At 67.9% G+C, this 23,676-nt stretch carries 24 protein-coding genes; 13 read left to right on the top strand and 11 right to left on the bottom strand.

What is annotated here, in order from left to right:
• The first annotated feature begins 100 nt into the window (after positions 1–100).
• Both ACSFBL_RS13115 and ACSFBL_RS13110 read left to right on the top strand, forming a co-directional pair.
• A complete protein-coding gene (locus ACSFBL_RS13115) occupies positions 101–433 on the top strand; it encodes an SH3 domain-containing protein (protein WP_435516218.1) in 333 nt (110 codons plus the stop codon).
• Between the two features lie 85 nt (positions 434–518).
• Positions 519–1,082 carry a DUF4124 domain-containing protein gene (locus tag ACSFBL_RS13110; RefSeq protein WP_435516217.1) on the top strand — a complete coding sequence of 188 codons (564 nt, stop codon included), beginning with the start codon at positions 519–521 and terminating at the stop codon, positions 1,080–1,082.
• 6 nt (positions 1,083–1,088) lie between these two features.
• On the opposite strand, the gene lolD is transcribed toward ACSFBL_RS13110, so the two are convergent.
• Both lolD and ACSFBL_RS13100 read right to left on the bottom strand, forming a co-directional pair.
• Complete coding sequence (lolD, locus tag ACSFBL_RS13105; RefSeq protein ID WP_435516216.1) at positions 1,089–1,766, bottom strand: lipoprotein-releasing ABC transporter ATP-binding protein LolD; 678 nt, start codon at positions 1,764–1,766, stop codon at positions 1,089–1,091.
• A complete protein-coding gene (locus tag ACSFBL_RS13100) occupies positions 1,759–3,015 on the bottom strand; it encodes a lipoprotein-releasing ABC transporter permease subunit (protein WP_435516215.1) in 1,257 nt (418 codons plus the stop codon). The genes lolD and ACSFBL_RS13100 overlap by 8 nt, the downstream gene beginning before the upstream one ends.
• A gap of 33 nt (positions 3,016–3,048) precedes the next feature.
• Between ACSFBL_RS13100 and ACSFBL_RS13095 the strand changes: the two genes are divergently transcribed.
• Positions 3,049–4,017 carry a hypothetical protein gene (locus ACSFBL_RS13095; RefSeq protein WP_435516214.1) on the top strand — a complete coding sequence of 323 codons (969 nt, stop codon included), beginning with the start codon at positions 3,049–3,051 and terminating at the stop codon, positions 4,015–4,017.
• A gap of 2 nt (positions 4,018–4,019) precedes the next feature.
• Positions 4,020–5,729, top strand: coding sequence for a single-stranded-DNA-specific exonuclease RecJ (gene recJ / locus ACSFBL_RS13090; protein ID WP_435516213.1), 1,710 nt, complete (start codon positions 4,020–4,022; stop codon positions 5,727–5,729).
• A 3-nt stretch (positions 5,730–5,732) separates the two neighbouring features.
• Here recJ and ACSFBL_RS13085 read toward each other — a convergent pair whose 3' ends face one another.
• From ACSFBL_RS13085 to ACSFBL_RS13075, 3 genes are all read right to left on the bottom strand, one after another.
• Positions 5,733–6,404, bottom strand: a complete 672-nt coding sequence (locus ACSFBL_RS13085) for a hypothetical protein (RefSeq protein ID WP_435516212.1) — start codon at positions 6,402–6,404, stop codon at positions 5,733–5,735.
• Between the two features lie 69 nt (positions 6,405–6,473).
• Complete coding sequence (locus ACSFBL_RS13080; protein ID WP_435516211.1) at positions 6,474–7,481, bottom strand: response regulator; 1,008 nt, start codon at positions 7,479–7,481, stop codon at positions 6,474–6,476.
• Positions 7,478–11,020, bottom strand: a complete 3,543-nt coding sequence (locus ACSFBL_RS13075) for a hybrid sensor histidine kinase/response regulator (protein ID WP_435516498.1) — start codon at positions 11,018–11,020, stop codon at positions 7,478–7,480. The genes ACSFBL_RS13080 and ACSFBL_RS13075 overlap by 4 nt, the downstream gene beginning before the upstream one ends.
• Before the next feature lie 110 nt (positions 11,021–11,130).
• Between ACSFBL_RS13075 and ACSFBL_RS13070 the strand changes: the two genes are divergently transcribed.
• The 4 genes from ACSFBL_RS13070 to ureC all read left to right on the top strand — a co-directional run bounded on the left by ACSFBL_RS13070 (position 11,131) and on the right by ureC (position 14,191).
• Positions 11,131–11,433: an urease subunit gamma gene (locus tag ACSFBL_RS13070; protein WP_435516210.1), complete on the top strand. Its 303-nt coding sequence runs from the start codon at positions 11,131–11,133 to the stop codon at positions 11,431–11,433.
• 121 nt (positions 11,434–11,554) lie between these two features.
• Positions 11,555–12,154 (top strand): HupE/UreJ family protein, encoded by a 600-nt coding sequence (locus ACSFBL_RS13065; protein WP_435516209.1) that lies wholly within the window; start codon positions 11,555–11,557, stop codon positions 12,152–12,154.
• A gap of 10 nt (positions 12,155–12,164) precedes the next feature.
• A complete protein-coding gene (locus tag ACSFBL_RS13060) occupies positions 12,165–12,470 on the top strand; it encodes an urease subunit beta (protein ID WP_435516208.1) in 306 nt (101 codons plus the stop codon).
• A 2-nt stretch (positions 12,471–12,472) separates the two neighbouring features.
• Positions 12,473–14,191, top strand: coding sequence for an urease subunit alpha (gene ureC / locus ACSFBL_RS13055; protein ID WP_435516207.1), 1,719 nt, complete (start codon positions 12,473–12,475; stop codon positions 14,189–14,191).
• A gap of 2 nt (positions 14,192–14,193) precedes the next feature.
• Here ureC and ACSFBL_RS13050 read toward each other — a convergent pair whose 3' ends face one another.
• A complete protein-coding gene (locus ACSFBL_RS13050; RefSeq protein ID WP_435516206.1) occupies positions 14,194–14,595 on the bottom strand; it encodes a type II toxin-antitoxin system death-on-curing family toxin in 402 nt (133 codons plus the stop codon).
• Entirely contained in the window at positions 14,592–14,819 is a 228-nt protein-coding gene (locus ACSFBL_RS13045) for an AbrB/MazE/SpoVT family DNA-binding domain-containing protein (RefSeq protein ID WP_435516205.1), read from the bottom strand. The genes ACSFBL_RS13050 and ACSFBL_RS13045 overlap by 4 nt, the downstream gene beginning before the upstream one ends.
• A gap of 72 nt (positions 14,820–14,891) precedes the next feature.
• Between ACSFBL_RS13045 and ureE the strand changes: the two genes are divergently transcribed.
• From ureE to ureG, 3 genes are read left to right on the top strand one after another with little or no spacing between them, the layout of a single operon-like run.
• Positions 14,892–15,485 carry an urease accessory protein UreE gene (gene ureE / locus ACSFBL_RS13040; RefSeq protein WP_435516204.1) on the top strand — a complete coding sequence of 198 codons (594 nt, stop codon included), beginning with the start codon at positions 14,892–14,894 and terminating at the stop codon, positions 15,483–15,485.
• Complete coding sequence (locus tag ACSFBL_RS13035) at positions 15,485–16,174, top strand: urease accessory protein UreF (RefSeq protein WP_435516203.1); 690 nt, start codon at positions 15,485–15,487, stop codon at positions 16,172–16,174. Before ureE ends, ACSFBL_RS13035 begins: the two co-directional genes overlap by 1 nt.
• A 14-nt stretch (positions 16,175–16,188) precedes the next feature.
• Positions 16,189–16,839, top strand: coding sequence for an urease accessory protein UreG (gene ureG, locus ACSFBL_RS13030; protein WP_435516202.1), 651 nt, complete (start codon positions 16,189–16,191; stop codon positions 16,837–16,839).
• A gap of 177 nt (positions 16,840–17,016) precedes the next feature.
• Here ureG and ACSFBL_RS13025 read toward each other — a convergent pair whose 3' ends face one another.
• Positions 17,017–17,526 carry a hypothetical protein gene (locus ACSFBL_RS13025; RefSeq protein ID WP_435516201.1) on the bottom strand — a complete coding sequence of 170 codons (510 nt, stop codon included), beginning with the start codon at positions 17,524–17,526 and terminating at the stop codon, positions 17,017–17,019.
• Between the two features lie 140 nt (positions 17,527–17,666).
• Here ACSFBL_RS13025 and ACSFBL_RS13020 point away from each other — a divergent pair, with 140 nt between their 5' ends.
• A complete protein-coding gene (locus tag ACSFBL_RS13020) occupies positions 17,667–17,939 on the top strand; it encodes a hypothetical protein (RefSeq protein ID WP_435516200.1) in 273 nt (90 codons plus the stop codon).
• Positions 17,940–17,948: 9 nt separating this feature from the next.
• On the opposite strand, the gene ACSFBL_RS13015 is transcribed toward ACSFBL_RS13020, so the two are convergent.
• Complete coding sequence (locus ACSFBL_RS13015; RefSeq protein ID WP_435516199.1) at positions 17,949–20,192, bottom strand: xanthine dehydrogenase family protein molybdopterin-binding subunit; 2,244 nt, start codon at positions 20,190–20,192, stop codon at positions 17,949–17,951.
• Positions 20,193–20,194: 2 nt separating this feature from the next.
• Positions 20,195–20,665 (bottom strand): (2Fe-2S)-binding protein, encoded by a 471-nt coding sequence (locus ACSFBL_RS13010; RefSeq protein WP_435516198.1) that lies wholly within the window; start codon positions 20,663–20,665, stop codon positions 20,195–20,197.
• 144 nt (positions 20,666–20,809) lie between these two features.
• On the opposite strand from ACSFBL_RS13010, the gene ACSFBL_RS13005 reads away from it, so the two are divergent.
• Entirely contained in the window at positions 20,810–23,056 is a 2,247-nt protein-coding gene (locus ACSFBL_RS13005) for a heavy metal translocating P-type ATPase (RefSeq protein WP_435516197.1), read from the top strand.
• A 76-nt stretch (positions 23,057–23,132) separates the two neighbouring features.
• Here ACSFBL_RS13005 and ACSFBL_RS13000 read toward each other — a convergent pair whose 3' ends face one another.
• Entirely contained in the window at positions 23,133–23,513 is a 381-nt protein-coding gene (locus ACSFBL_RS13000) for an HU family DNA-binding protein (protein WP_435516196.1), read from the bottom strand.
• Positions 23,514–23,676: the final 163 nt, after the last annotated feature.

Here is a 23,676-nt window from a genome sequence, read left to right as displayed (position 1 = left end):
GCGTCCGTCCCGAGCTTGTTCGAAGCTGTGGCGGCGTCGACAGGGGTGCACCTATAGTGAGGGCGATCGGACCGTGGTCCGCCCTCCGGAGTTCCTGGCCATGTCGCTTGCGAAATCGAAATCGTGCCTTCTCGCGCTGCTCCTCTGCGTGCCGCTTTCCGCGCTCGCTCTCAACACCACCACCACGCGTTCGCTCAACGTGCGCGGCGGACCCGACCGGTCCTTCGAGGTGGTAGCCGTGCTCCCCGCGCGGACGGCCGTCCGCGTCAATGGCTGCATCAGTACCTGGCGCTGGTGCCGCATCGATTCGAGGCGGCACCGCGGATGGGTGGATTCGAGCTACCTGCAGCACTCGGTTCGAGGCCGGGTGCCGATCATCAACGACAGGGGCCGGCCGCCGTCACGCCCCGGACCCGGCCGTCCGGCCGGTTGATGCCGCCGGGCGGCCCGGCGAACGACCGTTGCGCAGGTGGGGCCGGCGCAAGCGCTCTTTGCCAGGCGCACGGGCCAGGACGAGAATGGACACCATGCGCCCGTTGCTCATCCTCGCGATCACGACCACGCTCAGCCTCACGGCCGGCGCCGAAGTGATCCGCTGCGCGGACGCGGCCGGCAATGTCAGCTACACCGACGGCGCGTGCTCCCCAGGCGCCAGGCCGGTCGGTCGCGTATCCGTCCCGGAGCCGACCAGACCGCCACCGGACGGCGCCTACCTCCAGCCGCCCGCCCCGCCACGCGATGCGAGTGAAGCCTCGCTCCGGCCCGTGCCAGGACCATCGGGGCCCGCCATCATCGACTCCCGCGGAAGCAACGGAGACGACAGAACCAGCGATTCACGCTGGAACAGCGACCGCGGCGACGACCCGGCGATTTTCGACTACGGCTACCCCTATCCCTACGGCGCCGCCTACGGCCAGCCCCAGCGGCCTCGCGACATGCGGCCGCGAATCCGAAACTGCGACGCACAGGGCTGCCAGGACAAGCAAGGCAATCACTACAACCGATCCGGCCAGCTCGACCGCTACCAGAGCGTCGACGGGAAGACTTGTCAGCCGATCGGTACGACGACGGTCTGCCGCTGAGCGGCGTCAGTTGGCCAATCTTCCTGCCGTTAGACGCAGGACACGATCGCAGCGTGAGGCCAGGGTTTCGTCGTGGGTGACCATCACGAACGCGGTACCACGGTCGTGGGCCAGTTGCAGCATCAGCGCAAAGACGCTGTCGGCGGTCGCGCGATCCAGGTTGCCGGTCGGCTCGTCGGCGAGCACGCAATCCGGCTGTGTCACCAGCGCGCGCGCGATGGCGACACGCTGACGCTCGCCACCGGACAGTTCCGCCGGACGATGCTGCACTCTTTCGCCCAGCCCCACGGCCTTCAAGATCGAGACGGCGGCGTCGGACGCCTGCGAAGGCGGCATGCGCCGGATCTTGAGCGGCATCGCCACGTTGTCGAGTGCACTGAACTCCGGCAGCAGATGGTGAAACTGGTAGACGAAGCCGAGGTGCAGATTCCGCAGACGCCCCTGCTCGGCCGCGTCGACGTGCGCGATGTTCTTGCCGTGCAGTTCGACGCTGCCGGCCGTGGGCGCGTCGAGCCCGCCCATCAGGTGCAGCAGCGTGCTCTTGCCGGAGCCCGAGGCGCCGACGATGGCCAGGGTCTCGCCCGCATGCACGTCCAGGTCGACGCCGTGCAGCACCGTGAGATCGATCCGCCCTTCATGAAACCGCTTGGTCAGCCCGCGAACCTTCAGGACCACCTCACTCATAACGCAACGCCTCCGCGGGATTGACGCGACTGGCGCGCCAGCTCGGGTAGAGGGTTGCGACAAAGGCAAGGATCAGCGAAATCACGGTGATCGGCAGGATGTCCGCCCGCTGCGGATCGCTCGGCATCTTGCTGATGAGGTAGATGTCCTTCGGCAGGAAGCTCGCGTGGAACAGCCGCTCCAGCGCCGGCACGATCACGTCGATGTTGTAGGCGATGCCCAGGCCGAGCAGCAGGCCGCCCAGCGTGCCGATGACGCCCACCATCGCGCCCTGCACCACGAAGATGCCCATGATGCTGCGCGGGCTCGAACCGAGCGTGCGCAGGATCGCGATGTCGGCGCGCTTGTCGGTGACCGTCATCACCAGCGTCGAGACGAGGTTGAAGGCCGCGACGGCGACGATCAGCGTAAGGATGATGAACATCATGCGTTTCTCGACCTGGACGGCGGCGAACCAGGTCTTGTTCGCGCGCGTCCAGTCGCGGATGAGGAAGGAGCCCGGCAGCGTCGCGGCCAGTTCGTCGGCCACCTCGCGCGCCTGGTGCAGGTCCTTGAGCTTGAGGCGCACGCCGGTCGGGCCTTCGAGGCGGAACACGCGCGCGGCATCCTGCTCGTGGATCATCGCGAGCGCCGAGTCGTATTCGTAGTGGCCCGAATCGAAGGTGCCGACCACGGTGAAGGGCTTGAAGCGCGGCAGCACGCCGGCCGGCGTGACCTGTCCGCCCGGCGCGACCAGCGTGACCTGGTCGCCGACGCGAACGAACAGCGAGCGCGCCAGTTCGACGCCCAGCACGATGCCGAACTCGCCGGGCACCAGCTTGTCGAGCGCGCCCTGCTGCGCGGTGGTGGAGATGTCGGTCACCTGCGGCTCCAGCGACGGCTCGATGCCGCGCACGAGCGCGCCCTTCATGTCCTCGCCGCGCGCGATCAGCGCCTGCGCGGCAACGAAAGGCGCCACGCCGATCACCTGGGGGTTCTTGCGCGCCGCGGCCATGATCGCGTCGAGGTCACCGAGGGCCTGGCCGTCGCGGGAGAAGATCTCGATGTGCGAGATCACGCCGAGCATGCGGTCGGTCACTTCCTTCTGGAAGCCGTTCATCACGCTCAGCACGATGATCAGCGCCGCCACGCCCAGCGCGATGCCGAACATCGAGACGCCGGAGATGAAGGAGATGAAGCCGTTGCGCCGCGTGGCCCGGCCCGCGCGCGTGTAGCGCCAGCCGAGTTGCAGTTCGTAGGGGAGTCGCATCGCGAGGATTGTGGCATCCCGGACAATAGGCCCATGTCATCCCCTGCCATCTCCCGCCATCTCCTGATTCCCTTCGCCGGCCGCGGCTCGCCTGCCTGCCGCGAGGCCTTGGCGGGATTGCGCCTTCCGAAGCTCGAAGCCCTTCTTTCGCGGCTCGCGCTGGTGCACGAGGATGTGCAGGACGACAGCACCCTTTCCCCCCCGCACGAGCGCGCGCTGGCCGCAGCCCTGGGCATCTCCGCGGCGGACGGCTGCATTCCCTGGGCAGCGCTGGAGGCCAGGCAGGCCGGGCTCGCCGCCACTGACGGCGGCGAGAGCTGGGCCATGGCGACGCTGTGCCATTGGCAGGTGGGCATCGACGACGTGGCGCTGGGCGACCCGGCCGCGATCCAGATCAGCGAATCCGAATCCGCCGCACTTCAGGCGGCTGCCCAGCCCTTCTTCGAGGAAGACGGAATCGCGCTGCATGCTTCCGGCACGCCCGGCCGCTGGCTTGCGCGTGGCAAGGTGTTCGACGGCCTGCCCACGGCATCGATCGACCGTGCGGTCGGCTACCCCATTTCGCAGTGGTCGCCCTTGTCCGACGGCGCCCGCCCACTGCGCCGGCTTCAGAACGAGATGCAGATGCTGCTCTATACCGAACGCGTGAACGACGCGCGGACCGCGCGCGGCGTGCCGCCGATCAATTCCTTCTGGCTTAGCGGCTCGGGCAGCTTGCCGAGTTCGTTCGCGCCCAATGGTCCGGCCCCCACCGTCGCCGATGCCCTGCGCACGCCCGCGCTGCGTGATGACGGCGTGGCATGGGCCGCCGCTTGGCAGGCACTGGATGCCGGCCCGGTCGCGGAACTGCTCGACGCCTATACCCGCGGCACACCGGTCATGCTGACGCTGTGCGGCGACCGCGGGGCGCGAAGCTTCGGCGTGCAGTCGCGCGGCGTGCTGCAGTGGGCGAAGAGCCTCTTCAACCGGCCGAATGCAGCCACCGCACTCGAGGCGCTGTGAGCATGAAGATCATCGCCCGGGACATCCCGCCGCGCAGCGCCTGGGCGCTCGAACAGGCTGGCGTGCATCCGCTGCTGGCACGGCTCTACGCGGCCCGCGGCGTGCTTGCCAAGGAAGAGCTGGACGACGGCCTCGCGCGTCTCCTGCCGCCGGACACCCTGCGCGGCACACGCGAAGCGGCCGTCCTGCTGGCCGATGCGATCCGCGACGACAAACGCCTGTGCGTCGTCGCCGACTACGACTGCGACGGCGCGACCGCCTGTGCCGTTGCCGTGCGCGGACTGCGCCTGCTCGGCGCGAAGCACGCGGCCTACCTCGTTCCCGACCGCGTGACCGACGGCTACGGCCTCACGCCGCCGATCGCCGAGCGCGTGGCGGACAGCGGCGCGGACATGCTCATCACCGTGGACAACGGCATCGCGAGCGTCGAGGGCGTGGCCGCCGCCAAGGCGCGCCACCTGTCGGTGCTCGTCACGGACCACCATCTTCCGGGCCCGGCGCTGCCCGAAGCCGACGTGCTCGTGAACCCGAACCAGCCCGACTGCACCTTCGAGAGCAAGAGCATCGCCGGCGTCGGCGTGATGTTCTACGTGTTGCTCGCGCTGCGGTCCGAACTGCGTGCGCGCGGCGTGTTCGACGTGGCCAACCAGCCGAAGCTGGACACGCTGCTGCCGCTGGTCGCGCTCGGCACGGTGGCCGACGTGGTCCGGCTCGACGCCAACAACCGCCGCCTGGTCGCGCAGGGGCTGCGCCGCATCCGCGCGGGCGCGATGCCTGCGGGCATCGCGGCGCTGTTCAAGGCCGCAGGCCGCAACGCAGCGGTTGCGACCACCTTCGACTTCGGCTTCGCGCTCGGCCCGCGCATCAACGCGGCCGGCCGGCTCGCCGACATGACGCTCGGCATCGAATGCCTGCTGACCGACAACGCCGGTCGCGCGGACGAACTCGCCCGCACGCTCGACGGCATCAACCGCGAACGCCGCGACATCGAAGGCGGCATGCGCGACAAGGCGCTGGTGCTCGCGGAATCGCTGTTCGCAGACACGCAGGCACCGCCCGCTGCGATCAGCGTGTTCGGCGCGGACTTCCACGAAGGCGTGGTCGGCATCGTCGCTTCGCGCATCAAGGAGCGCTTTCACCGGCCGACCTTCGTCTTTGCCGCCAGCGGCGCGGACGGCAAGTCGCACGAGCTCAAGGGCTCGGGCCGCTCGATTCCCGGCTTTCATCTGCGCGATGCGCTCGACCTCGTCGCCAAGCGGTACCCGGGGGTGCTGCTTCGCTTCGGTGGCCACGCCATGGCGGCCGGCTGCACCGTCGCGCGGGAGCGCTTCCCGGCCTTCGAACAGGCGCTGGCCGAGGTGGCCCAGGAATGGCTCGGCGCCGCAACCCTCACGCGGCGGCTGGACACCGACGGCCCGCTCTCACCCGAGTACCTGCGCGTGGACCTGGTGGACACGCTGCACCGCGAGGTGTGGGGCCAGGGCTTTGCGCCACCGACCTTCAGCGAGGAAGTGGAAGTGGTCTCGCAGCGGCTCGTCGGCGAGAAGCACCTGGCGCTGAAGCTCAAGCACCGCGGCAAGCCGGTGGACGGCATCTGGTTCGGCCACACCGAGCCGCTGCCGCCGAAGGTGGTGATCGCCTACCGACTCGACGCCGATGAATGGCAGGGTGTGCGGCGCGTGCGCTTTCTGGTGGAAGGCGCGGAGGTTTGAGGCTCAGGGGCGTTTGAACTCGTGATTCAGCCCGATCACGTACACCCATGGGCTGCCTGGAGCCGTGGTCCGGGCGGCGCTCACATCGATGCTGATCAAGGGCGTCAAGCTGTATCGCGCGCCCACGCGTGAAGTCCAAAGGTCGAAGGCGCGGAATCGCTCGAACATCAGGCTCACCTTGTCGTTCAGCGCCCACTCGCCCTGAAGGCCGCCTCGCCCCGTGCGGTCGCCGGTCACCGTCGACCAGTCGTAGCCGAGGTTGGCGTGAATCCACAGGCTGTCGAGCGCACGCCAACTCACGGGCAGCACGAACTGCCGCCCCGTGTACCCGCCGTGCGTGACATCGAAGCCCACGCCCGCGGACACCGCCGCGACCAGCTTCGAATCCGCACCCTGGCCGAAATAGGTCCACTTCACCTGCGGCCCCACCACCCAGCCATACAGGTCCGGGATGGCATAGCGATCGATGTTCAGGCCCAGCTCGACCGGCCCGACACGGCAAGCAGGCCCCAGGTGAAAGTCCGTGAGCGGCTCGGTACCGAAACGGCCGTACCAGGCTTCGTACTGGCATTGACCCGGATCCAGCGTGAAGGCGTCGTCGACGTCGAAATGCCCGCCCGCCCGGGCGGTGGCCGCGGTCAGCCACAGGAGGAGGACGAGGACGTGTCGACGCATGGCGGCGGATTCTAGAAGCGACGCATGTCGGTTCTGCGGCCATCATGCGCCCGCCCTGCGGGGCGCCCTTCAGATTTCGAACTGGGGCTGCAGTTCGCGGATGCGCTTCATCGCCACGCCGGCCGCCGCCGTGCGGGTCTCGACGCCGAGCTTGACGTACACGCGTTCCAGATGCTTCTTTGCCGTTGCGGGGCTGCTGCCCAGGATCTCGCCGATGTCCTTGTTGGTCTTGCCCTTGACGACCCAGTAGAGCACCTCGGCCTCGCGCGCCGTGAGCTTCAGGCTGAGGCTCATGGCCTCGATGACCGCCGTGTCGGACACCTCGCGCATGATGATCAGCCAGTCGTCGCCGCCGTCGTCGTGACCGGTCTGCTGGTGCAGGCGCAGGTTGAGGCTGGTCGCGCCCTGTTCGATGGTCAGCACGGGCGGTTCGATCTGGCGCTCCTGTGCATCGGGGAGGTGGCGGTGCAGCCAGGCGAGCACGGCGGGCGGCGTCACCGGCGCGCTGGTGCCGCAATAGCGCAGCAACAGGTCACGCGCCAGCACCGTCTGCCAGATCAGCTTGCCCTCGGGCATGCGCACGGTGAAGCTCGCGTAGCCGAAGGCATCGAGCGCATTGCGCGCCTGGCCGGCCTGCTGCGCCTCCTGCCGCGCGCGCCGGGCGCCCTGCAAGTGCACGTTCATGCGCGCCAGCACTTCCTTGGGCTTGATGGGCTTGGTGACGTAGTCCACGCCGCCCGCTTCGAGCGCGGCGACGAGGTGTTCGGTCTCGGTGAGGCCGGTCATGAAGACGATCGGGATGTGCGCGGTCGCGGCATCGGCCTTGAGCCGTCGCGCCACCTCGAAGCCGTCGATCCCCGGCATCATCGCGTCGAGCAGCACGATGTCGGGCCGCGCCTGCGCGGCGCGCTGCAAGGCCTGTTCGCCGCTGGTGGCGACGAGCACGGTGTAGCCGGATTCGTCGAGCGCATCGTGCAACACCGCGAGGTTGTCGGGCACGTCGTCGACGATCAGGACCAGGTCGCTGTTGCCCGCGCTGCCGCGCAGGGTGCTGACGAGTGGCGTGGGGGTAATCATGGTGTTCCCACCGCGGCGGTCAGCGCACGGCTCATCGCCTCGAACTGGAATTGCCGTGCCAGGGCACGCTGTGTCGCCGTCCAGGCGGCGCACTCGAGCTGTGCCGCGTCGATGTCGTCGAGCTGGTTCATGATTCCGCGAAAGTAACCAAGGCCCACGGCCTCTTCGAGCGCGCGCAGGCGCTCGGCGGAAGGCACCGCGGCCGATGCGGCTTCGGACGGGGGCAACACCGCGGCCTGGTCGTTCCAGCGCAGCTCCAGCCGGCGTTCCAGCCAGTCGAGCAGTTCGCTGTGGCGCACCGGCTTGACGAAGAAGTCCTCTGGCGTGATGCCGACATCGTTGTCCAGCCGCTTGTCGAAGGCATTGGCGGACACGATCGCGACGGCAGCCTCCGTCAGCCCGAGCGCACGCGAACGGCGGATCGTCTCCCACCCGTCGATGCCCGGCATCGCGAGGTCGACGAACATGGCATGGGGTCGCCAGCCGGCGGCGATCAGGTCGAGCGCATCGTGGCCGCTCGCGGCCGTCCGCAGTTCGAAGCCCAAGGGCGAGAGCACATGCGCGAGCAGCTCGCGATCGGCCTCCTCGTTGTCGACCACCAGCAGCCGGCGGCGCGGACCTTCGTAGCCCCTGCGCACGCGCACCACGGGTGCCGAGACACGGCGCACGCTCGCGGCGGGCACCTCGTGCACGTGGGGCAGGAAGAGGCGCAGGCGAAACACCGATCCGACGCCGGGCGTGCTTTGCACCGTCATCTCGCCGCCCATCAGGTCGATCAGCATCTTCGCGATCGTCAATCCGAGGCCGGCGCCAGGCGCGGCGGGCCCTGCGATCGCGCCACGCGCGAAGGGTTCGAAGATGCGCCCCAGTTCCTCGGCCGACATGCCCGGCCCCGTGTCCTCGATCTCCACCGCCGCGAACTCGCGCGCATAGCGAAGGCGCAGCGTGACCTGCCCGCTTGCGGTGAACTTGATCGCGTTGCCCAGCAGGTTGATGAGGATCTGCCGAACCCGCTTCTCGTCGGCACGCACGAGCTGCGGCAAAGTGCCGGTCGGCTCGAATCGGAAGGCGAGGCCCTTCTCCTCAGCCTGGAGCTCGAACATGTCGGCGAGCTCGGTCATGAGTTCGGCGAACTGCATCGGCTTGGCATTGAGCGTGAGCTTGCCGGCTTCGATGTGGGCGATGTCGAGCGTGCCTTCGATCAGCGACAGCAAGTGTTCGCCCCCGCGCTTGATGACCGCGACCGCCTGCCTGCGATGCGCCGGCACGGCGGCGTCCTCGCCCATCAGTTGCGCGTAGCCGAGGATGCTGTTGAGCGGCGTGCGCAGTTCGTGGCTGATGGCGCTGATGTAGCGGCTCTTGGCCTGGTTGGCCTGGTCGGCCTGTTCGCGCGCCTGGTCGGCGGTCTGCTTGGCGGCCTGCAGGGCGCGGTCGGTCTCGCGGTGCAGTTCGATCTCGCGCACCAGGAGGTGCGTCTGGCGGTTCGATTCCTCCTGCGCGACCTTGCGGCTCTGGTGCGCGAGCACCAGCCACCAGGCGACGATGCCGGCGATCAGGAGCAGCGCCATGTAGGCCTTGAGGAATCCCGATCGCAACGAAGCGGGCTGCAGGTCGGCCAATGCGCTCTCGGTCAGCGCGGTTTCGCCAAACGCGCGCAGTTCCTGCTGGTACAGCACGCCGAAGACGGCGGCCAGCAGCGGCACGACGATCAGCATCAACAGCAGGAAGTGGCCGAGGCCCGTGTCGAGGTACGGCCACACGCGGCGCGGCAGCAGCCATCGCAACGCGCCCGACCACTGCGCCGACAGGCTTGCCTCGGGCTTGCACAGGTCGCCGCAGCGCGCATCGAGCGTGCAGCACAGCGAGCAGATCGGCCCCTGGTAGGCCGGGCAGTGCGCCATGTCCGGGCCCTCGTATTCGCGCTCGCAGATCACGCAGCGCTGCGTGCTGAGGCGCCGGTAGCTGCCGGCATCGGATTCGACGCGGGCCCGGCGCACCGTCGAGCGGCGAGCGGCCGGGACGAAGGGTGCGGCCCCGCGCTCGTCGGAGATGCGGGCGATGTAGTACTTGCCGCGCGTGGCCCAGGCGATCAGCGGCGCCGTGACGAAGGCCGTGCCCAGCGCGATCAGGGCCGAGAAAGCCTGTGCCAGCGGTCCGAAGAAGCCCAGGTGCGCGGTGATCGACAGCACCGAAGCCAGCGCCATCGCGCCGACACCGACCGGGTTGATGTCCCAGAGGTGCGCACGCTTGAACTCGATGCCCGGCGGCGAAAGCCCCAGCGGCTTGTTGATGACCAGGTCGGCCACCACCGCCATCATCCACGCGATGGCGATGTTGGCGTAGAGGCCGAGCACGTCGCCCAGGGCCTCGAACACGTTCATCTCCATGAGCATGAAGGCGATGAGCGCGTTGAACACCACCCACACGACGCGGCCCGGATGGCTGTGCGTCACGCGCGAGAAGAAATTGCTCCACGCGAGCGAGCCGGCATAGGCATTGGTGACGTTGATCTTGAGCTGCGAGATCACGACGAACACCGCCGTCGCCACGACCGCCCACCCGAAGTTGGGAAAGACGTACTCGTAGGCGGCCAGGTACATCTGGTTCGGATCGACCGCGCGCTCGGGCGGCACCATATGGCTGATCGCGAGGTAGGCCAGCAACGCGCCACCCAGCATCTTGAGCACCCCGAGCACGACCCACCCCGGCCCGCCCGCGAGCACGCCGGCCCACCAGCGTCCCTTGTTGGCAGAGGTGCGCGCCGGCATGAAGCGCAGGTAGTCGGCCTGCTCGCCCATCTGGGTGATCAGCGCAATGCCCACGGTCAAAGCAGCACCAAACAGGTGCAGATCAAAATCGATGGATGCCGACTTGACCCCGACATAGTGCGAGATACCGGAAAACGCACCAGGATCGCGCGCGAGCACGTAGCCGAAGGGCACGACCAGCATGATCAGCCAGATGGGCTGCGTCCAGACCTGCAAGTGGCTGATCGCCGACACGCCGTGCGTGACCAGCGGAATCACCACCAGCGCACACACCAGGTAGCCCCAGACGGGCGGAATCCCGAGCGCGAGTTCGAGCGCATAGGCCATCACCGCCGCCTCGAGCGCGAAGAAGATGAAGGTGAAGGAGGCGTAGATCAGCGACGTGAGCGTCGAGCCGATGTAGCCGAAGCCCGCGCCGCGGGTCAGGAGGTCCATGTCGACGCCGTAGCGCGCCGCATAGACGCTGATCGGCAACCCGGCCAGGAAGATGATGAGCCCCGTCACCAGGATGGCCCAGAACGCGTTGACGAACCCGTACTGCACCAACAAGGTGGCCCCGACCGCTTCCAGGATCAGGAACGAAGCAGCACCGCCAAAGGCCGTCGTCGCGACGCGCCACTCCGACATGCGCCGGAAGCGCTGCGGCGTGTAGCGCAGCGCGTAATCTTCCAGCGTCTCGCTGGCGACCCAGCTGTTGTAGTCGCGCCGGACCTTGACGATGCGCTGCGGCGCTTCGTCGCTCGGAGCGGGTGGGACGGCGGTGGAGTGCACGTGCAACAGGTGCAGCTTTCATGCCACGGCCTCTCCGGAGTGACCCTGCGGCACGACTGTTGCAACGGGTAAAAACTGACCACAATGGCCGACAAGACGCCACCGCATCCATGGAACTCACACCGCGCGAAAAAGACAAGCTGCTGATCTTCACGGCAGCGCTGCTGGCCGAACGGCGCCGCGCCCGTGGCCTGAAACTCAACTATCCGGAAGCCATCGCGCTGATTTCGGCCGCCGTGATGGAAGGCGCGCGCGACGGCAAGAGCGTGGCCGCACTCATGAGCGAAGGCCGGGCGGTACTCACGAGGGCCGACGTGATGGACGGCGTCCCGGAAATGATCCCGGACATCCAGGTCGAGGCAACCTTCCCCGATGGCACCAAGCTGGTCACCGTGCACCAGCCGATCCCATGACTCACCCCCAGGCTCGTGCACTTCGTGTCACTCTCCACCCCCTTGCAGGGGGCAACACCGGCAGCCCGGCGGAGCCGGTTCCGCGGTGTTCCTGGAACTGAATAGCAACCGAGGATTCTTCATGCGCGTTTATCGTTTTGCGACTGCACTTGCCTTGCTCGCCGCTCTGCCGCTGGCAGCCAGCGCCCACACCGGCCTCGACGGCGGACACCACCATGGCTTCGTTACCGGGCTCCTTCATCCGTTGACCGGCGCCGACCATCTGGCCGCGATGGTGGCCGTGGGCCTGTGGAGCGCGCTCACCGCGCGCCGTGCGTGGCCCGACTTGCTGTGGGCGCCGCTGGGCTTTGCCGTGATGTTGCTGGTCGGCGCCGTCGCAGGCCTGGCCGGTGCGCAACTGCCGGCCGTCGAACCGATGATCGCCGCGTCGCTGCTGGTGCTGGGGCTGCTGGTCGCCACGCAACGGCGCCTGCCCGCGCTGGCCGCCGCCGCGCTGGTCGGCGTGTTCGCCGTCTTCCACGGCATTGCGCACGGCCAGGAACTGGCCGGTGAATCCGCCGCGGCAATGACGCTCGCGGGCATGCTGGCTGCCACCGTCATGCTGCACGCCGCAGGCATTGCGCTCGGCTGGTCGCTGCGCAACGGCCATCGCTGGCTGCGCCGCCTCGCCGGCGCGGCCGTGGCGATGTTCGGCGTTGCGCTGCTCGGCGGACTGGCCTGAGGCAGCCCCGATGATTCCCGGCGAACTCATCACCGACGAAGGTGACCACGTCCTCAACCCCGGACGGCGCACGCTGACTCTGGTGGTCCAGAACACGGCCGACCGCCCGATCCAGGTCGGATCGCACTACCACTTCGCCGAGACCAATGGCGCGCTGGGCTTCGACCGTGAAGCGGGGCGCGGCATGCGCCTGAACATCGCATCGGGCACGGCCGTGCGCTTCGAGCCCGGCCAGCAACGCACCGTCGAACTCGTGGACTTTGCCGGCGACCGCGTGGTCTACGGCTTCCGTGGCCTCGTGCAAGGAAAACTCTAGACATGGCAACGATCGGCCGCCGCGCCTACGCGGAAATCTTCGGCCCCACCGTGGGCGACCGCGTCCGACTCGCCGACACCGACCTGGTGATCGAAGTCGAGGAGGACTACACGCTGCATGCCGGCGGCTACGGCGAGGAAGTCAAGTTCGGCGGCGGCAAGACCATCCGCGATGGCATGGCGCAAGGCCAGCGGACGCGCGCCGAAGGCACCGTCGACACGGTCATGACCAACGCGCTGATCCTCGACCACTGGGGCATCGTGAAGGCCGACATCGGCCTGAAGGACGGGCGCATCGTCGCCATCGGCAAGGCCGGCAATCCCGACGTGCAACCCGGCGTGGACATCGTCATCGGCCCGGGCACGGAGGTGATCAGTTGCGAAGGCAACATCGTCACCGCCGGCGGCATCGACAGCCACATCCACTTCATCTGCCCGCAGCAGATCGAGGAAGCCCTGGCCTCGGGCGTGACCACCATGCTCGGCGGCGGCACCGGCCCGGCCACCGGCACCTTCGCGACCACCGCGACGCCGGGCCCATGGCACATCGAGCGCATGCTGCAGGCGGCCGACGCGTTCCCGATGAACCTCGGCTTCCTCGGCAAGGGCAATGCGAGCCTGCCGGCCGCGCTGCACGAGCAGATCGACGCGGGCGTCATCGGCCTCAAGCTCCACGAGGACTGGGGCACCACGCCCGCCGCCATCAGCAACTGCCTGGACGTGGCCGACGCGACCGACACGCAGGTCGCGATCCACAGCGACACGCTGAACGAGTCGGGCTTCGTCGAGAACACCATCGCCGCCGTGAAGGGCCGCGCGATCTGCGCCTTCCACACCGAGGGTGCGGGCGGAGGGCACGCGCCGGACATCCTGCGGGTGGTGGGCGAGGCGAACTTCCTGCCCTCGTCAACCAACCCCACGATGCCCTACACCGTGAACACGCTCGACGAGCACGTCGACATGCTCATGGTGTGCCATCACCTCGACGCCGGCATCCCGGAAGACCTCGCCTTCGCGGAAAGCCGCATCCGCAAGGAAACCATCGCGGCCGAGGACATCCTGCACGACATGGGTGCCATCAGCATGTTCAGCTCCGACAGCCAGGCGATGGGCCGGGTGGGCGAAGTCATCATCCGCTGCTGGCAGACCGCGCACAAGATGAAGGCGCAGCGCGGCAAGCTGCCGGAAGACGATGCGCGCAACGACAACTTCCGCGCCAAGCGCTACGTCGCCAAATACACGATCAACCCCGCGATCTCGCATGGCATCTCGCACGAAGTCGGCAGCATCGAAGTCGGCAAGTGGGCCGACCTCGTGGTGTGGAAGCCAGCCTTCTTCGGCGTCAAGCCCTTCGCGATCCTGAAGGGCGGCACCATCGCCATGGCCGCGATGGGCGACCCGAACGCATCGATCCCGACGCCGCAGCCCGTGCACTATCGCCCGATGTTCGGCGCCTACGGCGGCTCGCTGGCGAAGAGCTCGCTGACCTTCGTTTCGCAGGCCGGCCTCGCAGCGGACATCGGCAGGCGCTACGGGCTTGCGAAGAACCTGAGCGCAGTGAAGAACATCCGCGGCGTGCGCAAGCAGCACATGGTGCACAACGCGTTCACGCCGAAGATGGAGATCGATGCGCAGACGTACGCGGTGCGCGCCGACGGGCAGTTGCTGACCTGCGATCCGGCGGTTTCGTTGCCGATGACGCAGCGGTATTTCCTGTTCTGATGTCAGACGCAGCGCGAGAGCCGCTCGCGAATCCATTCGGCAAGGGATTCCTCGCTCAATTGGCCGGCTGCGAGGCTCAGCATCGCGAGGACACAGTCCTCGTCGGATGCGTTGAGTTCGAATCCATTGAGGTCCAGGAACAGTTCCATCGCCACGAAGGCCGTCCGCTTGTTGCCATCGACGAAAGGATGATTGCGTGCGATCGCGAACGCGTAGCTGGCTGCAAGCGTCGCGGCGTCGGGCGCTTCATACAGCGCCCTGTGCTGGGGACGCGCCATGGCGGAAGCGAGAAGGCCCTCGTCACGGACGCCGCCCGGCCCGCCGTGCTCGACCAACTGCGCCTCGTGCGCCGCATGGACCGTCCGTATGCTGAGCCAGATCCATGGCTGGTTGGCCGCCGTCACTTGGCCAGCTCGCGCAGCACGTTACGTCGCTTCTTCATGATGCGTCGTGCCGCCTCCATCTGCCGCTCGAACTCTTCGTCATACGGCGACAGATTCACCCCACCATTGCTGGCTTCGGTGAGGTAGACCGTGTCGCCCTTGCCGAGATTCAGTTTTGCAAGGACTTCCTTGGGCAGGATCACACCGACGGAGTTGCCGATCTGGGTCAGTTTGAGAGCGGACATCGGATGCTCCGTGCATTCAAAGTTATAACAAGCGTTATATTATCTCTACGCCATTCAACGCTGCAAGTACCCATGCTCACCGCCAACAAACTCATGCCCCAGGGCGGCGGCCTCGCGCCGGTCCTGCTCAAGCGCGCTGCCACCATCGAACTCGATTGGGACGTCCGCCAGAAGAGTCGCTTCGACGTCACCGATTCGCAAGGCCGCCAGATCGGCGTGTTCCTGCCGCGCGGCACGGCCGTGCGCGGGGGCGACGTGCTGGTCGCCGAGGACGGCTCGCTGATCAAGGTGATTGCCGCGCCGCAGCCAGTGCTGGTCATCACGCACTGCAGCGAGCACGGCACGCCTTTCGACCTCATGCGCGCGGCCTATCACCTCGGCAACCGGCATGTGCCGATCGAGCTCAAGCCCGATCACCTGAAGATCGAGCCGGACCATGTGCTGGCCGGCATGCTGCGATCGATGCACCTGATCGTGCGCGAAGCGGAAGAAGCCTTCGAGCCCGAAGGCGGCGCCTATGGCGCGCATGGCGCCGGGCATGGGCATTCGCACGGCGCAGGGCCTGTCGGGCCGGTGCTGCATCCGGATGCCTACGCAGGTTCGCACCCGCATGACGATCACGATCACGATCACGACCATGACCACTCGCACGGCCATTCGCATTGATGGATGACCCGCCGGCCGCCCTCCCCGCGGCGAGCCTTCTTCAACTGATCTGGCTTGCATCGCCCGCGCTGCCGGTGGGCGGCTTCTCCTATTCCGAAGGGCTGGAGGCGGGCATCGAATGGGCCGGGCTCGGCACCGAGCAGGCGGCCTCCGACTGGCTCCTCGACCAGCTCCACCTGAGCCTCGCGCGCGCCGACCTCGCCGTGCTGGCCCAGGCGATCCCCGCCTGGCGCGACGGCGACTTGACGCGCATTCACGCGCTCAATGCCTGGGTGTTCCAGACGCGCGAATCGGCCGAGTTCCTCCTGCAGACCGAGCAGATGGGCCGATCGTTCGTCGAATGGCTCAAGCTGCACCACGACGACGCGGCGACCGTCTTCGAGGCACTCCCCGCCAGCTACCCGGTCGCCTTCGCCTTCGCCGCGAGCCGCACCGACGCGCCGGTGCGCGATGCCTGCCTCGCCTTCGCTTTCGGCTGGGCCGAAAACATGGTGGGCGCCGCGGTCAAGGCGGTGCCGCTCGGCCAGAGCGCCGGCCAGCGCATGCTCGGCCGACTGGCCGTCGAAATCCCCACGGCCGTCGATCTTGCGATCACACTCGCGGATGACGACCGGCAGGCCTTCTCGCCCATGCTGGCCATCCTGTCGTCACGGCATGAAACCCAGTACTCGCGTCTCTTCAGAAGCTAAGCAGTCAAGCACGTATGTCCTCCGCCCTCCATCACATCGCCCATCGCACCAAGAAACTGCCGCCCCTGCGCGTCGGCATCGGCGGCCCCGTCGGCTCCGGCAAGACCACGCTGCTGGAGATGCTCTGCAAGACGATGCGCGACAAGTACGACCTCGTCGCCATCACGAACGACATCTACACCAAGGAAGACCAGCGCCTGCTGACGGTGGCCGGCGCGCTGCCGGCCGAACGCATCATGGGCGTGGAGACGGGCGGCTGCCCGCACACGGCCATCCGGGAGGACGCGTCGATCAACCTCGAAGCCATCGACCGCATGCTGGTGCAGTTCCCCGATGCGGACGTGGTGTTCGTCGAGTCCGGCGGCGACAACCTCGCGGCCACCTTCAGCCCCGAGTTGTCGGACCTCACGATCTACGTGATCGACGTCGCGGCCGGCGAGAAGATCCCGCGCAAGGGCGGCCCCGGCATCACCAAGAGCGACCTCTTCGTGATCAACAAGACCGACCTGGCCCCCTACGTCGGCGCCGACCTCGGCGTGATGGAGGCCGACACCAAGCGCATGCGCAAGCAGCGCCCTTTCGTGATGACCAACCTGAAGACACGCACTGGCTTGGCCGAGGTGGTCTCCTTCATCGAAGAGCGAGGCATGCTCACCACCGCCTGACCCGCCGCCGCTCATTTCCAGAAACACCGCCAAACCGGTTTCGCGCGCCGCAGGTGTTGCCCCCGGAAGGGGGGCGAACTCAGGAACACCGCGGAACCGGCTTTGCCGGGCCGCAGGTGTTGCCCCCGGCAGGGGGTAGGCGAAGCGACACGAAGTGCGCGAAGCCTGGGGGCGAGCTCAAAGCTCCCCGGCGTCCCTGAGCTGGCGCACCTTGTAGACCAGCCGCACGCTGGCGTGTCGCGGATCGCTGGTGCGCTGCACGTACACATCGGTGTCGCCCTGCACCCAGGCGGCATAGGCACTCCCCGGATCGCTGGAACCCAGTTCGGCGCCGAAGCGGCTCCGCCCCCATGCGACGAGTTCGGCAAAGGCCGCTGCGCCGAGGTCCGGTTGCGCCTCCGCGGGCGCGGCCCATTCCACGCGCCGCAACGCGTCGCCCGCGAAAAAGAAGACGGGATCGAAGGACAGGCCCGCCAGCGCCGTCGGCGCGGCGTGCCAGGTGCCCGCAAGTCCACCCGCCAGCCGCTGCGGCCGCCGAACACGCTCGACGCCGGGCAGCGCCGCCTGCAGGGCTTCGGCCGACATGCCCAGGCGCACGCCGGGCGGCAGGGCCTGGCCGTGCGCGGCGACCGTGGCGATGAGGGAAACGGCGGCGCCGAGCGCGCGCGTCAATGTCGTGAAATGCATCGAAAAACGAGATGGAGATGGGGTCGCGTCGATTTGTTACCGGGACCGTGAAATGGTCCACATCTTGCTGTCAGGCATACATCGTCGGACGGATGCTTTTGTTAACAAGGAAGCGAGACACTGTCCGGAACGAAGTTGAAATGCCCTCAACCATCATGGCTTCAGAAGCAATCTTCCATCCAGCGACTGGCAGCGTGCAGTTTGCCATCTATCCCGACGGCTTTGACGGCGCCCGGATCATCGCCCGCATCGACGAGGAAGCACTGCACGATCGCTTCCAGGCGCCCGAAGGTGGGGATTCCGAATTGGTGCAGGCCTACGCGCGGAACGCCGACTCGATCGACGCCCTGGCGACCATGCGCTATCGCGAGAACCCGAACGTCGCGATCTGCCTGCACAGCAACGACTTCTGAGGAACCGGCTCAGGCCATCAGCGCCTTCAGCCTGGTGCCCGTAAAGGGCACGCTGCGCAACCGCACACCGGTCGCATCGAACACCGCATTCGCCAGCGCCGCGGGCACCGGGCTCGACGCGGCCTCGCCCGCGCCCAGTGGCGGCTCGTCGCGCCGGTCGATCAGTTCGATCTCCAGGCGCGGCACCGCCGTGAAACGCAGCAGTGGATAGCTGGCCCAGTCGACGCTCGTGACGCGCGAGCGGTCGAAGGTGGTTTCCTCGTACAGGGTGCGCGAGAGCGTCTGCAGGATGTTGCCCTCGACCTGTGCGCGCACTGCATCGGGATTGATCATCAGCCCGCAATCGTGGGCGCAGCAGACCCGGCGCACGGCGATCTCGCCGGTCGATCGATCGACCTCGACCTCCATCGCCATGGCGACGAAGGTCTCGTTGTTCTTGTAGTGGATGTAGGCCATGCCGCGCCCGACTGCAACCTTGCCGCTGCTCGCCGCAGCCATCGGCGAGGGCCTGGACTGCCAGCCGATCATCTGCCCCATGCGCCGGAGCACTTCGGCGCCGCGCGGGTTCGACACGTCGCGCAGGCGGAAGGCCAGCGGGTCGACGCGTGCCTTCGACGCCAATTCGTCGACGAAGCTTTCCACCGCAAAACAGTTCGCGACCTTGCCCGGTGCCCGGATGTTCGACGGTCGAAGCGGCGCCGGGCCGAGCCAGTGGGCCGTCACTTTCACGGCATTCGCGGCATAGGGCGGATCGCCGTTCTGCGAAACGAGGCCGGTGGACTGCCCGACCGGCTGCCGCATGCCGGCGGCGAGCGGGGACAGCAGCGGAATCCACTCCAGGTTGGCCGTGGCCCGCGGCACCCACATGTCGGTTTCCCACGCGTCGATGCGGCCGTCCGGCATTTGCGTGGCCTTGATCTCCAGCAACTGCGGCGGGCCCTTGGGATCCCAGCCCAGCTCGTCCTGCCGGCTCCACTGGACGCGCACCGGCTTGCCGACCGCCCTGGACAGCAGCACCGCATCGGCGGCCGCATCGTCGTGGCCGTTCATGCCATAGCAGCCCGCACCGTCGAGATAGATCACACGCAGCTTGTCGCGCGGAATGTCCACCATCGCCGCGAAGACGTTCAGGAAGCGATGGCTCGCCTGCGACGCCGTCCACACGGTGCCGCTGTCGGCGCGCACGTCGGCCACCGCGCATGACGGGCCGATGGAGCCGTGCGACTGGATCGGCCAGACATAGGTGGCCCGTAACAGGTCGGACGCATCGCGCAGCGAGGCCACGCGCTGCGCATCGCCCTTGGTTGCGATGACTTCCTCGGCCACGAAGGGCCCGCTGCGCGCCCAGTCGACGAGCGCCTCGTGGCCGATCAGCTGCGCGCTGTCGCTCCACTGGACCTTGAGTTCGCGCGCCGCCCGTATCGCCGCCCATTCGTCGGGACTCACGACGCCGACGAAATCGACGATGCGCACCACGCGCACGCCCGGCAGGCGCGCGACCGAGGACTCGTCGACCGACAGCACCCGCGCACCGACGGCCGGCGGCCGCACCACCCGCCCATGCAGCATGCCGGGCACCACGTGGTCGTGCACGTAGACATGGCGTCCGGTCACCTTGGCGGGCACGTCGGGGCGCGGCAAGGGCCGGCCAACCAGCGTGTACTCCGCCGGGCGCTTCAGCGGCGCCTTGGGGTTCATCTTGACATCGAAGGTGCGCCCGCCCACCAGGGCTGCGACGGGGACGCTGCGGCCATCCGGCGCACGCACTGCGCCGTCGAGCAGCCTGAGTTGATCCGCGGGCACTTGCAGGCGCTGCGCCGCCATCGCGACCAGCGCCTCGCGCGCCGTCGCAGCGGCTTGCCGGAGCTCGACACCTCCCCGCATCACGCCGGTGCTGCCGGCCGTCGGCCCCTGGTTGGGCGTCAGCGCCGTGTCGCCTTCGATCAGGTCGATGCGCTCGACCGGCACGCCGAGTTCCTTGCCGACCATCTGGCGCATGGCGATGCGGTGGCCGGTGCCCAGGTCGACCTTGCCGGAATAGACCACCACCGATCCGTCGCTGCGGATGGCGAGGAAGGAATCGACCTGGTCGAGCGCCAGTGCGCGCTGGGCCGTCTGCGGAGCGCCGGCGGCTTGCGCCAGCGCGGACTTCGCCGGGAACAGGGCGAAGCCGACGACCAGCGCGCCGGCTTCCAGCAGGGCGCGGCGGGTGAGCCTGCCGGCCTGCGCTTCGTCGAGATGCATCGTCGTCATGGTCAGGTCCTCGTGGTGCCGGCAGCGCGTTCGACGGCACGCAGAACGCGGTCATGGGACCCGCATCGACAGAGGTTGCCGGCGAGCGCCTGCTGCGCCTCCTCGCGGCTGGGCCTGGGCACGCGCTGGAGCAGCGCCACCGAACTCATCACCATGCCGTTGGTGCAGTAGCCGCATTGCGCGGCCTGCTCGGCGATGAAGGCCGCCTGCACGGGATGGGGCTTGTCCAGCGTGCCGAGCCCTTCGGCCGTGACGACACGTCGACCACCCGCGTCGCCCACGCGAACGGTGCACGAGCGCACCGGCGCGCCATCGAGCAGCACCGTGCAGGCACCGCATTGGCCGAGGCCGCAGCCGAACTTGGTCGCATGCAGGCCCAGGTCGTTGCGCAGTGCGTAGAGCAAGGGCATGTCGGGGTCCCAGGCATCGATATTCCGCGACGCGCCATTGACGATCACCGTGACGGTTGGCATTCGGGCCTCCTCGCATCGAAACCCATCCACAGGCGGATGGGTGGATCGACGGCGTTGCAGATTGCCACACCGGCCCGATTGCATCAAGCCGGCGCCCCGCCCGCGCTTGACCTTGTAGTCACTTCAGGGTTTCCAATCGGGCGCATGGCTAGAAGCATCCCTGACACACCGATCGTTGCACTGCATGGAATGGACACCGAGGCACACGCGCATTCAGCGTGCTGCGCGCACGACCACGCCGTCGAACCCGTGTCGATCGGCCCGGTCGCGGCCAACACCTTTCGCATTCCGACGATGGATTGCAGCGCCGAGGAATCGGACATCCGGCGCGCGCTCGAGCCCATCGCGGGCATCCGGGGCCTGCACTTCCAGCTCGGCCAGCGGACATTGAGGATCGATGGCTCCGCCGAGGCGCTTCCGCAGGCACTGGATGCGATTCGCAAGGCCGGCTATGTGCCGGAGGCACTCGCCGCGCAGGGCCCTGGAAGCCAGGACGACGGGCACGGACATGACCATGGCGCCGGCAGCAGCTATGTACGGCTCGGTGCTGCGCTGGGATTGGCGCTGGTGGCCGAAGGCGTTTCGTACTTCGCGCCGGACACTTCGGCGTGGAAGGCCGCGGGCATGGCCATCGCGGCCACCGCCATCGGGCTCGCCGGCCTCGAGACCTACACGAAGGGCCTGAAAGCTCTGCGGCACGCCAGGCTCAACATCAATGCGCTCATGTCGGTGGCCGTCACCGGTGCGTTCCTGATCGGCCAGTGGCCCGAAGCGGCGATGGTGATGGCGCTCTATGCCATCGCCGAGCTGATCGAGGCCCGCGCCGTGGACCGTGCGCGGAATGCGATCAAGGGCCTCGTCGACCTTGCGCCGGCCGATGCGGAGGTGCGGCAAGCCGATGGGACCTGGGCGCGCTTGCGGGCCACGGAGATTGCCCTGGGCGACATCGTGCGGATCAAGCCGGGCGAGCGCGTCGCGCTGGACGGGGTCGCCACCAAGGGCCACAGCACCATCAACCAGGCGCCGGTGACCGGCGAGAGCATCCCGGTCGACAAGGGGCCGGGCGACACCGTCTTCGCAGGCACGATCAACGAAGCCGGCGAGATCGAGTTTCGGGTCACTGCGGGCGCCAACGACACGACACTGGCACGCATCATCCACGCGGTCGAGGAAGCGCAAGGCACCCGCGCGCCGACCCAGCGCTTCGTCGATCGATTCGCGGCGGTCTACACGCCGGCGGTGTTCGTGCTGGCCGTCGTCGTCGCGGTGCTGCCGCCTCTCCTGCTGGGCTGGCCGTGGCTCGAAGCGCTCTACAAGGCGCTGGTGCTGCTGGTGATCGCGTGCCCTTGCGCGCTGGTCATCTCGACACCGGTGACCGTCGTGAGTGGCCTTGCCTCGGCCGCGCGGCGGGGCATCCTGATCAAGGGCGGCACCTATCTGGAAGACGCGCGCCTGCTCAAGGCCGTCGCTCTGGACAAGACCGGCACCATCACTGAAGGCAAGCCCAAGCTGGTGGCCTTCGTGCCGTGGGGCGATGCCGACGAGACGGAAGTCCGGCGCCTTGCGACGAGCCTTGCGGCGCGATCCGATCACCCGGTGTCGCAGGCGATCGCGAACGGCCTGGAGAGCGCCGCGATCGATGTCGACGCATTCAAGGCGCTGACGGGCCGCGGGGTCGAGGGCCTGATCGGCAGCCAGCGTCTCGTGCTCGGCAACCATCGCCTTATCGAGGAGCGCGGACAGGCGGAGCCCCGTCTCGAAGCCGAACTCGTCGCGCATGAGTCCCAGGGCCGCACCGTGACGCTTCTCGCGAACGATGGCGGCGTGCTCGGCGTGTTCGCGGTGGCCGACACGATCAAGGCAAGCTCCATCGAAGCCATTGCGGACCTCAAGGGCCTCGGCGTGACGCCCGTCATGCTGACCGGCGACAACGACGCCACGGCACAGGCCGTGGCACGCGAGGCCGGCATCGACGATGCGCGAGGCGGCCTGCTGCCACAGGACAAGCTCGCCGCGATCCAGGCACTGCGCGATCGCTACGGCGCCACGGCGATGACCGGCGACGGCATCAACGACGCCCCGGCACTTGCCCAGGCCGACATCGGCTTCGCCATGGGCGCTGCGGGAACGGACACGGCCATGGAGGCTGCGGACGTCGTGATCATGAACGACAACCTCGGCCGCATTGCCGAGACGATCAGGCTGTCGCGCCGCACGCATGCGGTGCTCTGGCAGAACATCAGCCTCGCGCTCGCCATCAAGGCCGTGTTCTTCGTGCTGGCGGTGTTCGGCACTGCAACGATGTGGATGGCCGTGTTCGCGGACATGGGGGCCAGCTTGCTGGTGGTGGGCAACGGCTTGCGCCTGCTGCGCCGCATCGACGACCGCTGACCGTCGGCATCCCCAAAAAGAAAACGGCCCCGAGGGGCCGTTGTTCTTTTCAAGCAGCCCTGCGGCTGCAACGAGATTACTTCTTGGCGGGCTTCTTCGCCGCGACGGCCTTCTTGGCCGGTGCTGCAGCCTTCTTGGCGACGGGCTTGGCCGCTGCCTTCTCGGCCTTGCGCTTGGCAGCCTTCGGGTCGATCGCGGCCTTGAACGCTGCGCCTGCCACGAACTTCGGCACCTTTTGTGCGGCGATCTTGATCTTGGCACCAGCCTGCGGGTTGAAGCCCGTGCGAGCAGCGCGCGCCACTTGCTTGAAGGTTCCGAAGCCGATCAGCTGGACGGGGTCGCCCTTCTTGACTGCGGCGATGATGGAGCCCGTCACGGTTTCGAGGATGCGGGCGGCTTCTGCCTTGCTGACGCTGTGGGTGGTTGCGATCTTTTCGACCAGTTCGATACGGTTCAAGTCAATTTCCTTAGGATAGTTTCGCCGTGTTGCCAACGGCGGCGCAGCGATCGATACAAGCTGCAAGCGGCGCGGAGTATATAGGGCAGCGGAAGCCGAACTCGCGCACGTACGTTGCATTCGCGCGAAATGCAACCAATACACAACACTCAGGAGTGCGTTC

The sequence above is a fragment of the Variovorax glacialis genome, assembly GCF_051216375.1.
Lineage (GTDB): Bacteria > Pseudomonadota > Gammaproteobacteria > Burkholderiales > Burkholderiaceae_C > Variovorax.
The sequence above is the reverse complement of the archived record's forward strand: the minus strand, read 5'-3'. Positions and strand labels throughout refer to the sequence as shown.